Source organism: Vibrio sp. 1580 (assembly GCF_033340055.1).
This window is the reverse complement of record NZ_JAWOVT010000014.1, coordinates 46,446-60,723: the sequence shown is the minus strand read 5'-3', so window position 1 is coordinate 60,723 and position 14,278 is coordinate 46,446. Positions and strand designations below refer to the sequence as shown.

The window sequence follows — 14,278 nt, the reverse complement described above, 5'->3', positions numbered from 1 at the left end:
TGTGCACATGAGTGCAGAATTGCTGCTTAACGTGACCCCGAGTGAAACTCGTGTGGCCATGATTGAAGGTGGAGTACTACAAGAAATACATATCGAGCGCGAATCGCGTCGCGGTATTGTGGGCAATATATACAAAGGCAAAGTAAGCCGAGTGTTACCAGGTATGCAGGCGGCTTTCGTCGACATTGGTTTAGATAAAGCGGCGTTTTTACATGCGTCAGATATTGTTCCTCATACCGAATGTGTGGCAGAAAACGAAAAACAGCAGTTTCAAGTCCGTGATATCTCTGAGCTGGTACGCCAGGGACAAGACATTGTTGTGCAAGTGGTCAAAGATCCGCTCGGCACGAAAGGTGCGCGTTTAACGACGGATATCACCTTACCTTCGCGTTATCTTGTTTTTATGCCGGGGGCCAGCCATGTCGGTGTTTCGCAGCGTATTGAAAGTGAGAAAGAACGTGAGCGTTTGAAAAAGGTGGTGAACCATTACTGCGATGAGCACGGTGGTTTTATCATTCGTACCGCGGCAGAAGGCGCTGATGAAAAAGAGCTCTCTCAAGATGCGGCATTTCTAAAGCGTTTGTGGCTAAAAGTCATGGAGCGTCGCTCAAAATACAAAACGCGTTCAACACTTTACGGTGAACTCGGCTTAGCTCAACGCATTCTGCGTGACTTTGTTGGCACAGAGCTCGATAAGATCATGGTCGACTCCCGCCTTGAATATGAAAACCTGAAAGAATTCACTTCTGAGTATGTACCGGAGTTAACAGATAAGCTTGAGCTTTACGAAGGTGACAAGCCAATCTTTGACATGTACGACACCGAAAACGAAATTCAGCGTTCTTTAGAGCGCAAGGTCGAGCTAAAATCGGGCGGCTATTTGATCATCGATCAAACCGAAGCCATGACCACCATCGACATCAACACGGGTGCATTTGTTGGTCGTCGTAATCTCGAAGAGACTATCTTCAATACCAATATAGAGGCAACGCAAGCTATTGCGCGTCAGCTACGTTTACGTAACCTCGGCGGTATCATCATTATTGATTTTATCGATATGGCATCCGAAGAGCATCGTCAGCGAGTACTTACCTCACTGGAAACGGCGCTGGCGAAAGACCGAGTAAAAACCAACATCAACGGCTTTACCCAGCTTGGCTTAGTTGAAATGACGCGCAAGCGCACACGAGAAAGTATTGAACATATCTTGTGTTCTGGCTGTCCTACTTGTGAAGGCCGTGGCAGCGTGAAAACGGTCGAAACCGTATGCTTTGAGATATTACGCGAGATTACTCGTGTGAACCGTGCTTACGACGCCGATAATTTTGTCGTGTACGCATCGCCGTTTGTTGCTGAAGCGCTATTGGGCGATGAGTCTCATGCGTTGGCAGAGCTCGAAGTATTTATTGGCAAGCAAGTGCGAGTTCAGGCTGAACCCCTGTACATTCAGGAACAGTTTGACGTCGTAATGATGTAATTTGGAACATTTGTGAATTCTGGTGTTAACCGTTTTGGGCGTTTTTGTGCGTGGAGTTTAGTTACTGTATTGGTGTTATTAGCCATATTAGTAACCACGCTTCGCGTCACACTGCCGCAACTTAACCATTTCCAAGATGAGATCAAAACCTGGGTCAAACAAGGCACAGGTTTTGACGTTTCTATTGCCAATGTCGCAGGGACGTGGCGCAATAATCATCCCTCAATTGCGTTACTGGGTTTAGAGGCAAATCTACCAAACGTGCAAGATGCACGCTTCGCTGTTGAAGAAGTCCAAATTGAGTTCGATCTTATTCAATCTCTTTTTCAACTTAAACCTGTAGTTGCAGACCTTACCATTCATAACCTCGCTTTAGACATTCACACGGTAGACATTCTGCCGACTTCTCATCGTCAAGATCCGAAGCCTGAAGTGGATAAGAGCGAAGTGAAACTCATTGACCAACTCGACTCACTTCTTTTACGTCAGTTCGAAGACTTCACTATTAGCGATTCACGGATTTGGTATAAGTCGGTGTCTGGTGAAACTCGCCGTTTAGATATTGAGCAGCTTCGTTGGAGCAATCAAGGGAAACGTCACGTAGCCGAAGGCACGGTTAGCATTGCCGATGTTCGCCTGAACTCATTGTTAGTAAGCGCTAACTTTAAAGATCATGGCTCGTTGCGCGATGTATCTGGTGAGTTTTACGTGAGTGCTCAAGATGTCTCGGTCACACCTTGGCTGACCACTTACATGCAAGAAGAGTCAGGAGCAGAGTCGGGTAAAGTCAGCTTAAATACTTGGCTAACGCTCAAACATAGCCAACCGCATGATGCTTATGTTGAATTACTGCCTTCCGAGTTGGTGTGGAATGAAGATGGACATCATGAGCTGTTTATTGAGTCTGGAATTTTCAATCTTCGACCAGATAAACAAGGCTGGAAAGTAAATGGCCACTCACTTCAGATCAGAACCGATAATACCCCTTGGCCAGAGCTAGACGTCGCGTTTGATTGGCAACCAAACGGCTGGATGCTTAATCTCTCTCAACTCGACATTGAAGCACTCATTCCGCTCATTAAGCTGGCTCCAGAGTCAGAGTCGACCAGTGACCTTATTAACAAACTAGCACCGAAAGGTCGGGTCGAAGATGTCCGATTGTCAATGAACGGTGGTTTAGACACCTTACGCTACTCGACTGAACTGGATGAACTCGCGATGACACAATGGGAGCTCCTACCCGGGTTTCATCACGTACAGGGCAGCGTATCGGGGGATGTGAATCAAGCTAAAGCAAAAGTCACCGTCATTGATGATGTATTTCCGTACGGCGATGTATTCCAAGCTCCGCTGAATGTCAAACAAGGTGAAGTCGATATTATCTGGCAGCAAGATGAGAGCGGCTGGCGCTTGTGGTCGGATAAAGTGACGGCAGCAACGCCTGATCTTCAAGTCCTGGGGGCATTCCGTCTTGATTTTCCAAAAGAACAAAGCCCATTTTTATCGTTCTATGCCGAAGCGGATCTCTACAACGCGGGTGAGACATGGCGCTATCTACCGACTCTGGCACTTGGACAAGACTTGACCGACTATCTTTCGACCGCGATTCAGGGCGGAAAAGTGAATACAGCGAAATTGTTGTGGTATGGCGAGTTAGGTGATTTTCCTTACAAAGAACATAATGGCATGTTCCAAGCTTGGGTTGGATTAAAAGACGCGAAATTTAGCTTTGATACGGCATGGCCAACCATCACGGATTTGCAGCTAGACTTGCTGTTTGAAAATGATGCCATGTATTTGGATTCAAAATCAGCCACACTAAATGGCGTTCATGCCAAGCGTATCACTGGGCGAATCCCTGAGTTGGCAGAAGGTGGACACATCGAGATTGAAGCGAAAGCAAGCGCACCGGGTAATGAAGTCCGTGACTACATGATGGCGACGCCATTAGTGGATTCAGTCGGTGCCGCATTGACAGCGCTGCAAGTGAGTGGTCCCGTTTACTCTGAGTTTCAACTCAATATACCGTTTGATTTTGAGAAAGAGTCTCGCGCTTGGGGTTATGCCGATTTAACAGAAAATCGTGTTGATATTGAAGTGCCGCCAATGACGCTTGAAAACGCCACAGGGCGTATCACCTTCGACAATGATGTGGTTACCACATCGGGTTTGTCGGCCGAATTATTACAACAGCCTATCTCTCTTGATTTCCATGGGGAGAGTGCGGAGCAAGGCTACAACGTGACAATTAATACACTAGGAGATTGGGATGTCGAGCCTCTCAAACCCTATGTCGGTGAGCGTTGGTTAAACCTTGTTTCTGGCCATGCGCCGTGGCAAATGGACATTGACTTGCAACTCAATGATGTTGGTTTCACTTATCAGCTTGAAGTGCTGGCGCAGCTAAATCGTCTGGCTAGTCAATATCCTTATCCTTTAGCGAAAAAAATTGGTGAGTCTGGGCAAGCGAAACTGCAAGCATCCGGTAACCAAGAGAGTATTTCAGCAAGACTACAGATCCCAAATGTGAAGTATCAAACTGAGATAGATATCGCTGGCGATGTCCCGGTTCTGACTGCGACTCATTTAATGGTTGGCAAAGGTGGCTTCCGGATTAGTCCTATTGTCGGGCACGATGCTTCGGTGCGTGTCGAAGAACTGAATTTAGACCAATGGGCGGAGCTTGCGCAGGTCTCTGAGAGCAAGCCGTCATCGTCTGTTTTGGCAAGCATGAAAACGCCGACCATTCCATTGCCGACACGCATTGAAGTTGAAACGCCAAACTTACAGCTCGGTGGGATTGAGTTTCATGATGTGGATTTTTCAGCAAGCAAGAAAAATTTGAGTTGGCAACTCGATGTGGACAGTCAAGAGGTTAAAGGGAAAGCTAACTATCTGAAACCCTATGATCTATCGGTCTCTTTAGAGCACTTGCATCTGTACATTCCAGGGTTTGAAGAGATGACCAAAGAGCGCAGCTCAATCTTTGCGAGTGAAGATCAAAACGCACCTTTGATTACCAATTTTGACCGCAAGTTTCACGCAGAGATGCCAAACTTAACTTTGAACATTGATGATTTTTGGCTGCAAGGCTACAAAGTGGGCAAAGTGAATGTTGATTTGCAGCGTCGCCAGAACCGTTTGGAGTGGAAAAATATCACCTTTAGTAGCGGCAAAAACCGCATTGATATGAGTGGTTGGTGGGACCTGACGAAAGAGAGTAGCCATTCCAACTTAACCATGAAAATGAAAGGTGATAACAACACCGATCTTATGGAGCGCTTTGGTATTACATCAGGCATTCAACAAGCACCATTTGAGATCAATGCCAATATGGAATGGGACGGCGCACCTTGGTCAATGAAGACACAAACCTTGCAAGGAAACGTCTCAACGGAATTTGGTAAAGGCGTGATCAGTGAAGTTAGTGGTGCGGCACGCTTGTTAGGCTTGTTTAGCTTGGATTCTATCATCCGTAAGATGCAGCTCGACTTTACCGACGTATTCGATAAAGGCATGGCATTCAACTCGATCACGGGAACGGGCAAAATCCAAGACGGTGTGTTTATCACCAATGATATCGTAATGGATGCGTTAGCAGGGGAAATGCAAATCCGCGGCATCGCTAATATGAACAGCAGAATGGTTGATGCGGAAGTGAAATTCACACCAGACATCACATCAGGCCTACCAATGCTGACCGCGTTTGCCGTTGCGCCTCAAACTGCTTTGTATGTCTTGGCCATCTCTACGGTGATATCTCCGGTGGTTGAGGTCTTCACTCAAGTCAATTATGAAGTGAAAGGCCCACTAGATTCACCAACGGTGAAAGAAATTTCGCGAAGTAAAGGTGAATACAAGCTGCCAGAAAAACTGCGTGAACAGGCCAAATAACTCACCGAATATAATGGAATAGGGAGGAAACACATGGAGCGTGTTGGCATTATTCAAATGACTTCGGGTCCGGATATTAACGCGAATTTGGACTTCATTGAAAAACAGTGTGCTTTAGCGAGCAAGCAAGGTGCCAAACTTGTTCTTACTCCTGAAAATACAGTGCTATTTTCCAGTCGCGAAGCTTATCATCAACATGCAGAGCCACTTGGCAGTGGCATGATTCAACAGCGGCTCTGTGAAATCGCTAGAAAGAACCAGTTAACGCTAATTGTCGGAAGCATGCCCATTCAAACCGCAAAAGGTGTCACCACCACAACACTTGTATTTCCGCCGCACGGTAAATGCATTGCTCACTATGACAAACTGCATATGTTTGATGTCGACGTAGCCGATGGTTATGGTAGTTATCGTGAGTCGGATACGTTTATGGCGGGTAATCAAATAGTCGTTGCGGAAACTGATATCGGCAGTGTTGGATTGAGTATTTGTTATGATTTACGTTTCCCAGAACTTTATAAAGTATTGCGTCAAGAAGGGGCGGATATCATTGTGGTGCCCGCTGCGTTTACCGCTGTGACGGGGCAAGCTCACTGGGAAGTATTATTGCGAGCTAGAGCGATTGAGACACAATGTTGGATTTTGGCAAGCGGACAAACTGGAACGCATCCATGTGGACGAAAAACATGGGGACACTCAATGGTCGTTGACCCTTGGGGACGTATCCATAAACAGCTTCAGGATGAAGTAGGTTTATTGGTGACTGAGATAGATTTGTCACAAAGCCAACAAGTAAGGCAGAATATGCCGCTGACTCAACACAGTCGCTTTCAAAATGAATTGAGACGGAAATAAAAGAGCTAACTATGAGCACAAACCAAATAGAACAGGCACTCCTTGCCCCAAATGGTCTGACAGAACAAGACATTGCTGACACGCTTGCCAGCATTGCGACGCGCCAGATCGATTATGCGGACATTTACTTTCAGTCCAGCTGGCATGAGTCTCTGGTTCTAGAAGACAGCATCATCAAAGATGGCTCTTTTAACATTGATTGTGGTGTTGGTGTCCGTGCAGTAACTGGCGAGAAAACCGGCTTTGCCTACTCTGATCAAATCCAGCCTGAAGGCCTGAAGCAGAGTGCAATGGCGGCGCGCGGTATTGCTCAGCAAGGGCAGAATGGTAAAGTCCAAGCGTTTAAACGCACCGAAAACCAAGCGTACTACGCCGCTGTGAATCCACTAGCTGAATGGGAAAAGCAGCAAAAAACAGAATTGCTCAAATCTCTAGATGCTTACATCCGCACTAAAGAACCATTGATTAAAGAGGTCTCGATCAGCATCAGCGGTGTGCATGAGCAGATGCTCGTTGCGGCAACAGACGGTACTTATGCAGGCGATATTCGTCCTTTGGTGCGTTTGTCTATTAGCGTGCTCGCACAAAAAGGTGAACGACGTGAACGCGGTAGCGCTGGTGGCGGCGGCCGTTTCGGTTACGATTTCTTTTTAACGGAAAGCAATGGTGTGAAACAAGCTTTTCATTACGCAGACGAAGCGATTCGCATGGCGTTAATCAACCTTGAAGCAGAAGCAGCACCAGCTGGCATGATGCCAGTGGTATTGGGTTCTGGCTGGCCTGGCGTGTTGCTACACGAAGCGGTAGGTCATGGCCTAGAAGGTGATTTTAACCGGAAGGAATCTTCGGTTTTCTCTGGCAAAATGGGTCAACAAGTGACGTCTTCGCTGTGTACCATCGTCGATGATGGCACGTTAAAAGACCTTCGTGGTTCACTGAATGTGGATGATGAAGGGGTAAACGGCCAGTACAACACGCTTATCGAAAATGGTGTGCTGAAAGGTTACATGCAAGACAAGCTAAACGCGCGGTTAATGGGTGTGAACCCAACAGGTAACGGTCGTCGTGAGTCTTATGCACATTTACCAATGCCGCGTATGACCAACACCTACATGCTACCAGGTGAACATACGCCAGAAGAAATAATCTCGACGGTCGAGAAAGGGTTGTATGCGCCAAACTTTGGTGGCGGTCAGGTGGACATTACTTCGGGTAAGTTTGTGTTCTCTGCATCCGAAGCATACTTGATTGAAAACGGTAAAATTACGCGCCCTGTTAAAGGTGCGACGTTGATTGGATCAGGTATCGAAGCAATGCAGCAAGTCTCTATGGTCGGTAACGACCTAAGTATCGACAAGGGCGTTGGCGTATGTGGTAAAGCAGGTCAAAGTGTGCCAGTTGGGGTTGGTCAGCCGACCTTGAAACTGGACTCACTGACAGTAGGTGGCACTGAGTAACTCAGTTGAATCGTTATAAAAAGAGCGCTCATTAGAGCGCTCTTTTGCTTTGTGAGTCGGTGTCAATTACAGGTTTTCTTCAGCAAATTCCGCCAAGCGGCTACGAACCACGCCGTTGAGGTGAATATTCGCGCTGCCTTCAAAGTTCTTGAAGCGTTCAACCATGTAGGTCAAACCAGAGGTCACTGGGGTGAGGTAATGGGAGTCAATCTGCGCCAAGTTACCGGAGCAGACGATTTTGGTTCCTTCACCACAGCGGGTAATGATGGTTTTGATTTGTGATGCAGTGAGGTTTTGACACTCATCAAGCAGTACAAACGCATTTTGAATTGAACGGCCACGCATAAAGTTGATCGATTTAAATTGAATGTTGGCTTTATCGCAGATGTACTTCAATGAGCCTTCAGTGCAGTGATCGTGTTTATGTAGCGCTTCCAAGGTATCGGTCACCGCCGCTAACCACGGCATCATTTTCTCCTCTTCGGAGCCGGGTAAGAAGCCGATGGATTCACCGATATCTGGCGTGTTACGTGTTACGATAATTTTATCGAACATGCTTTTTTCAATGGTTTGCTCCAATGCTGCTGCCATTGCCAGTAATGTCTTACCACTACCCGCCGCACCCGTTAGAATCACCAAGTCAATTTCTGGATCGAGTAAGGCATCTAACGCCATTCCCTGGTAGATATTTTTAGGTGTGATGTCCCAAGCCTTACGATGCATTAGACGTTCGCGGCTCAGGTCGAGAAGCGTTAGCTTGTCTTCATTGATGGTTTCTACGCGACCAGCAAAGTCACTGTCTTCATCAATAACGTATTGGTTGATAAAGGTTGGGTCGAAGGGTTCGCGACTGAGTTTGTGGTAAGTTTTTCCGCCCAGTGCATAGCTTTCTACTTCCTCAATACCGCTCCAGAAATCACCTTCACGCAATTGAAAGCCTTTGGTTAGGTATTGAATGTCGTCAATCAGTTGGTCGGTTCTATAGTCCTCAACAAAGCGTACACCAGCCCCTTTGGCTCGCAGACGCATGTTGATGTCTTTCGTGATCAGTACCACTTCACGTGGTGCACGTTTATTTTGCAGATAAAGCACCGCGTTGAGAATACGGTTGTCACCGGCTTTGTCGGCGAAGGCTTTGACGGTTTCCTGCAGTTCAAAATCCGCCAAAATGGAAATAGTACCTTGGTCGGGGTTGTCTTTAGAAACAGGAATGCCTTCAGAGATTTCATCTGGCGTTGCTTCTTTAAACAAATCTTCCAAGGTGCGAATAGCCACGCGCGCATCTCTTGCAACGTCGCGCTTGCTGTCTTTGATTCGGTCGAGTTCTTCCAACACGGTCATGGGGATAACGACATCGTGTTCTTGGAAAGAGAAGATGGCAAAGGGTTCATGAAGAAGAATGTTGGTATCGAGTACAAACAGTTTCCGATCGGTATCGCCCATAGCGTCTCCTTGCCGTAGTACGGCTCTGCATGCGAGTTGTTAGGTCGTTTCCAAATAGGTGTGAAGTGACCTAACTCTGATTGCTTGCAATAGAGGTTGTCGGGCTGATGTCGGCTAGTGTGCAACCGAGTAGCAAGACAACTTACTGCAAACCCGTGTTGATCCTAATCGTGTACTAACGCGCTTAAATCATATGCAATGGTTTTAAACGCCCCTCATTAGAAGTATACGTAATATTTACGTTCTACAACTTAATAATTGGCATGAGTATTTTACAATTTGATTGCATTTAGAGTTTGGGAAAAAAAGTTTCTGCTTGGTGCGGTTTCGGCGTGACCTAAATCACAGCTTCAAGTAAGATTAGCGACCTTTTTCTGCGTATAGGCTACGTCCGATTTATCATGTTGAGCTGGCTTAAAAAATACTCAGTTCATACTGAAATGACGAATGCTATCGGCATAGCAGAAGCCAGAATCAGATCTAAACTATTATCCATGCCCACGGGCATGAGTAGACCAACAAGAAATACGAATCAAGAACTAATAACGAGGTAGTCAATTCATGACATTTGCTTTGGGGCAGCGCTGGATTAGCGATACGGAAAGCGATTTAGGTTTAGGTACCGTTGTAGCAATGGATGCTCGTACTGTGACATTGATGTTTGCAGCGTCAGAGGAAAACCGAGTTTACGCACGTAACGATGCACCTGTTACCCGAGTCACCTTTAATGTTGGGGATGTCATCGATTGCCAAGAAGGTTGGTCTCTAAAAGTAGAAGAAGTACTGGAAGATGAAGGTCTTTACACCTATTTCGGTACTCGTGAAGACACGCAAGAAACCGCTGTTGTTCTGCGTGAGATTTTCCTTAGCAACCAAATTCGTTTTAACAAACCTCAAGATAAGTTGTACGCCGGTCAAATCGACCGTATGGACAACTTTGTTCTGCGTTACCGTGCGCTAACCAACCAGTTTGAGCAGCATAAGAGCCCAATGCGTGGCCTATGCGGTATGCGTGCAGGTTTGATCCCTCATCAGCTTTACATCGCGCACGAAGTTGGCCGTCGTCACGCGCCACGCGTCTTGTTGGCGGATGAGGTAGGTTTGGGTAAAACCATTGAAGCGGGTATGATCATCCACCAACAAGTTCTGTCTGGTCGTGCCGAACGCATTTTGATTGTGGTGCCTGAAACACTGCAGCATCAATGGCTGGTTGAGATGATGCGTCGTTTCAATCTGCATTTCTCTATCTTTGACGAAGAGCGCTGTATCGAAGCTTTTGCGGATGCAGAAAACCCATTTGATACTCAGCAATATGTGCTGTGTTCTTTGGATTTCCTACGCAAGAGCCGCAAGCGTTTTGAACAAGCACTGGAAGGTGAATGGGACCTACTGGTTGTCGATGAAGCGCATCACCTTGAATGGAGCCAAGATAAACCGAGCCGTGAATACCAAGTGGTAGAAGGCTTGGCTGAACGTACTCCAGGTGTGTTGCTACTGACTGCAACGCCAGAGCAGCTTGGTCGTGAGAGTCACTTTGCTCGTCTGCGTTTGTTGGATCCAGACCGCTTCTATGATTACGAAGCATTCGTTGAGGAAGAAGAGCAATACGCGCCCGTAGCAGATGCGATTACTTCACTCTTTTCCGGTGAAAAGCTACCTAATGAAGCAAAAAACCAGATCACTGAGTTGTTGTCTGAACAAGACGTAGAACCACTTTTCCGTATTATTGAAAGTGAAGCGGACGAAGAAGCTAAAGCGTCGGCACGCCAAGAGCTGATCGATAACTTGATGGATCGTCATGGTACAGGGCGTGTTTTGTTCCGTAACACGCGCGCGGCCATCAAAGGCTTCCCTACGCGTAACGTGCATCTGATGCCAATGGATATTCCACCGCAATACACTACATCAATGCGTGTTGCTGGAATGATTGGCGGTAAGATGAGTTCTGAAGCACGTGCGATGAAGAACCTTTACCCGGAAGAAATTTTCCAAGAATTTGAAGGCGATGACGCGAGCTGGTGGCAGTTTGACTCGCGTGTGAATTGGTTGCTTGAAAAAGTAAAAGAGAAGCGCAGCGAGAAAATCCTCGTGATTGCTTCTCGTGCGAGTACCGCACTGCAATTGGAGCAAGCACTGCGTGAGCGTGAAGGTATCCGCGCCACCGTTTTCCACGAAGGTATGTCGATTCTTGAACGTGACAAAGCGGCGGCTTACTTTGCGCAAGAAGAAGGTGGAGCACAAGTTCTTATCTGTAGCGAAATCGGCTCTGAAGGTCGTAACTTCCAGTTTGCCAACCAACTTGTCATGTTCGACTTGCCATTTAACCCAGACTTGCTTGAGCAACGTATTGGTCGTTTGGACCGTATCGGTCAAAATCGCGATATCGACATTCATGTTCCTTACCTGAAAGGCACATCGCAAGCGATCCTAGCACGTTGGTTCGATGAAGGCCTGAACGCTTTTGCGGAAACCTGCCCAACAGGCCGTGCTGTTTACGATAAGTACTCCGATGATCTGATTGAAATTCTTGCCTCTGGTGATACCAGCACGCTAGATGAGATCATTGAAGCGTCAGCAAAAATGAATAAAGAGCTGAAATCCCAATTGGAGCAAGGCCGTGATCGCCTATTAGAAATGCATTCAAATGGCGGGGAAAAAGCACAACAAATCGTTGAGAAAATTGAATCAACTGACGGCGATACCAATCTGGTCACCTTCGCACTTTCTCTTTTTGACACGATTGGCTTGAATCAAGACGATAAAGGTGAAAACGCCCTGATTGTGACCCCATCTGAGCACATGATGGTGCCAAGCTACCCAGGTCTGCCATACGAAGGAGCGACGATCACGTTTGATCGTGATACGGCTTTATCTCGTGAAGATATGCACTTTATCAGTTGGGAACACCCAATGATCCAGGGTGGTATCGATCTTCTAATGAGTGAAGGGGTGGGGACGTCTGCGGTATCTCTATTGAAAAACAAAGCGTTACCAGTCGGGACTATTCTTCTTGAGTTGATTTACGCGGTAGATGCGCAAGCGCCAAAACGCAGTGGTATCGCGCGCTTCTTACCGAAAACGCCAATCCGTTTAATGATGGACTCGCGTGGTAATGATTTGTCTGCTCAAGTGGAGTTTGAAAGCTTTAACCGCCAGCTCAGCCCTGTAAACCGTCACTTAGGTAGCAAGTTGGTTACGTCGGTACAGAAAGACGTACACCGCTTAATTGAAGCCGGTGATGTTCTTATTGAAGAGAAGGTCGAAGAAGTACGCAAACAAGCTCATCAAGATATGCAGCACAGTTTGAATGCAGAGCTTGAGCGTTTGCAAGCACTGAAAGCGGTGAACCCAAATATTCGTGACGAAGAAATTGAAGCTATCGACGCACAAATTAAAGAGCTCACTGGTTACATCAACCAAGCTCAGGTTCAGCTCGACTCGCTGCGTTTGATTGTGGTGAGCCACAACTAAGTAAGTATTTATTGCTCATTAAAAAAGGTCTTCAGTTGAAGACCTTTTTCTTTATTTACGGTTTAGTTTCTTTAAGCGGAATGCATTAATCACTGATAGCTATCTCATTTACATCAACCACTTCCACCAGATAAATACAGCCAAGAAGCCAAACAAGTAAATCAGGCCTGCAATCGACAACCACTTTAGTTTAGGTCCAACAGCCAAAGGCTCAGGTAACTCAGTTTTGCTCACTAATGTGTAATTTAGCAGAGCAAAGAATGGCGTGGTCATAAAGGCGAGGATCATCGCAAAGTTCAGCATAGGCAATAACGCAGAAGCCCAGAAAACCACAATACCCAATGCAAGTAAGGAGACTACCAGCATGATCGCTGAAGTGGTTTTAGGGTTAGTGTCTGGTTGCGAGCGCAGTAAGCGTTGAGAATCCGAAATAACGCGCGAATAGCCATCAATAACGGTAATCGTGCTGCCAAAGATACAGAAAAACGCAATTACCGCGATCAAGTAACGAGACCATTCGCCAATCGTTGCCGCATATAAGCCAACCAATTGGTGGGAGAAGCCAACGCCAGAGCTTTCAAGCGCAACGCCAGAACCATAAAGCATCAAAGAGCCTAGCGATACAAAGATAATGGCAAGAAACGCCGTGCCAATATAACCGACATTAAAGTCAAATAGAGCAGAGCGGTATGTTACTTCTTGCTGGCTTGATTGGCGTTTTAGCCACGCTGAGGTTAAACAGGAGATCTCTATCGGTGCAGGCATCCACCCCATTGTCACGACGATAAAACCAATAGCCGCAATAGACCAAGGTGACGGCGGCTCGAAGTTGGCTACTTGCTCAACAGGGTTACCAAAGGCGATAGAAACAGCGAGTAAAGTCGCGATGGTTAACACCGACATGATCACCTTAGATAGCGTATCGAGCGCTTTGTAATGGCCAGCAAATAATATGATCAGGCAGGTGACAATCACAATGATGCTGAGTGATGCCATTGATAGTGAAAACGGAATGAAGTAGCCCAGCAAGCTAGCGCTAAACATCAACAAAGCGGCGGTATTGATGACGGCCGATACCACGCTAAGAAATAGAAATAGCCATAGATAAGGCCGACCTAATTTCGCGTAGCCCTCAACCAAGGTGAGCCCTGTCCCCATGGTGTACTGTACGCCCGCTCGGAAAAAAGGGTATTTAAACAGGTTTACGAGCAGAATCAGTGCAGCCAATTGCCAACCATAAATCGCACCAGCCTTGGTTGATGCCACGAGGTGAGAGCCACCGACCGCAGCAGATGCCATTAATATGCCGGGGCCTAGCGAACGAAAAAATAAGGAAAGTTTGGATTGGGGTTTATCTATAACGGCGGAGTCCATTGCTTATTGTCCTTTTTATCTTATGTATCTTTCTAAAGAGATACATACCGCAGTACATGACAAGCTGAGCGATCGCCCTATACTGCGCAACGGTAATGTCTTTTAAATGCTGTGTTTTGATGTATTTATTTTAAGTATTCTTTGCGAATATCATGCTGTGTGCATCTAGCACTCTATTCAGTTATGCGTCTTGTTGTCAAACTAAATTTACAACGTGCTATTTTTAGTTTTTATGCTAAAGGATTGACTTTGTTTTATTGGGTTGAACTTTTCTTCAGAATCCTGCATCGGGTGCTATTTGGGTATA

7 protein-coding genes are annotated in these 14,278 nt (G+C 46.4%); 5 read left to right on the top strand and 2 right to left on the bottom strand.

The window, feature by feature from the left end; translation table 11 throughout:
• The first annotated feature begins 7 nt into the window (after nt 1-7).
• The 4 genes from rng to tldD are packed head-to-tail and all read left to right on the top strand — an operon-like array spanning nt 8 to nt 7,683.
• Nucleotides 8-1,477: a ribonuclease G gene (gene rng / locus R7093_RS19775; RefSeq protein ID WP_005381138.1), complete on the top strand. Its 1,470-nt coding sequence runs from the start codon at nt 8-10 to the stop codon at nt 1,475-1,477.
• A gap of 12 nt (nt 1,478-1,489) precedes the next feature.
• Nucleotides 1,490-5,371: a YhdP family protein gene (locus R7093_RS19770; protein WP_047103631.1), complete on the top strand. Its 3,882-nt coding sequence runs from the start codon at nt 1,490-1,492 to the stop codon at nt 5,369-5,371.
• A gap of 33 nt (nt 5,372-5,404) precedes the next feature.
• Nucleotides 5,405-6,226 carry a carbon-nitrogen hydrolase family protein gene (locus R7093_RS19765; RefSeq protein ID WP_005381136.1) on the top strand — a complete coding sequence of 274 codons (822 nt, stop codon included), beginning with the start codon at nt 5,405-5,407 and terminating at the stop codon, nt 6,224-6,226.
• Nucleotides 6,227-6,237: 11 nt separating this feature from the next.
• Complete coding sequence (tldD, locus tag R7093_RS19760; protein ID WP_005381134.1) at nt 6,238-7,683, top strand: metalloprotease TldD; 1,446 nt, start codon at nt 6,238-6,240, stop codon at nt 7,681-7,683.
• A gap of 66 nt (nt 7,684-7,749) precedes the next feature.
• On the opposite strand, the gene R7093_RS19755 is transcribed toward tldD, so the two are convergent.
• On the bottom strand, nt 7,750-9,126 hold the full coding sequence (locus R7093_RS19755; protein ID WP_005381133.1) for a PhoH family protein: 1,377 nt from the start codon (nt 9,124-9,126) through the stop codon (nt 7,750-7,752).
• A 561-nt stretch (nt 9,127-9,687) separates the two neighbouring features.
• Between R7093_RS19755 and rapA the strand changes: the two genes are divergently transcribed.
• On the top strand, nt 9,688-12,597 hold the full coding sequence (gene rapA, locus R7093_RS19750; RefSeq protein WP_005388434.1) for an RNA polymerase-associated protein RapA: 2,910 nt from the start codon (nt 9,688-9,690) through the stop codon (nt 12,595-12,597).
• Between the two features lie 108 nt (nt 12,598-12,705).
• Here rapA and R7093_RS19745 read toward each other — a convergent pair whose 3' ends face one another.
• Nucleotides 12,706-13,971, bottom strand: a complete 1,266-nt coding sequence (locus tag R7093_RS19745) for an NRAMP family divalent metal transporter (RefSeq protein WP_005381130.1) — start codon at nt 13,969-13,971, stop codon at nt 12,706-12,708.
• Nucleotides 13,972-14,278 lie beyond the last annotated feature (307 nt).

Coding starts and splice junctions, on each gene's coding strand:
- rng (WP_005381138.1), top strand. CDS start 8: ATGAGTGCAGAATTGCTGCTTAACGTGACCCCGAGTGAAACTCGTGTG.
- R7093_RS19765 (WP_005381136.1), top strand. CDS start 5,405: ATGGAGCGTGTTGGCATTATTCAAATGACTTCGGGTCCGGATATTAAC.
- tldD (WP_005381134.1), top strand. CDS start 6,238: ATGAGCACAAACCAAATAGAACAGGCACTCCTTGCCCCAAATGGTCTG.
- R7093_RS19755 (WP_005381133.1), bottom strand. CDS start 9,126: ATGGGCGATACCGATCGGAAACTGTTTGTACTCGATACCAACATTCTT.
- rapA (WP_005388434.1), top strand. CDS start 9,688: ATGACATTTGCTTTGGGGCAGCGCTGGATTAGCGATACGGAAAGCGAT.
- R7093_RS19745 (WP_005381130.1), bottom strand. CDS start 13,971: ATGGACTCCGCCGTTATAGATAAACCCCAATCCAAACTTTCCTTATTT.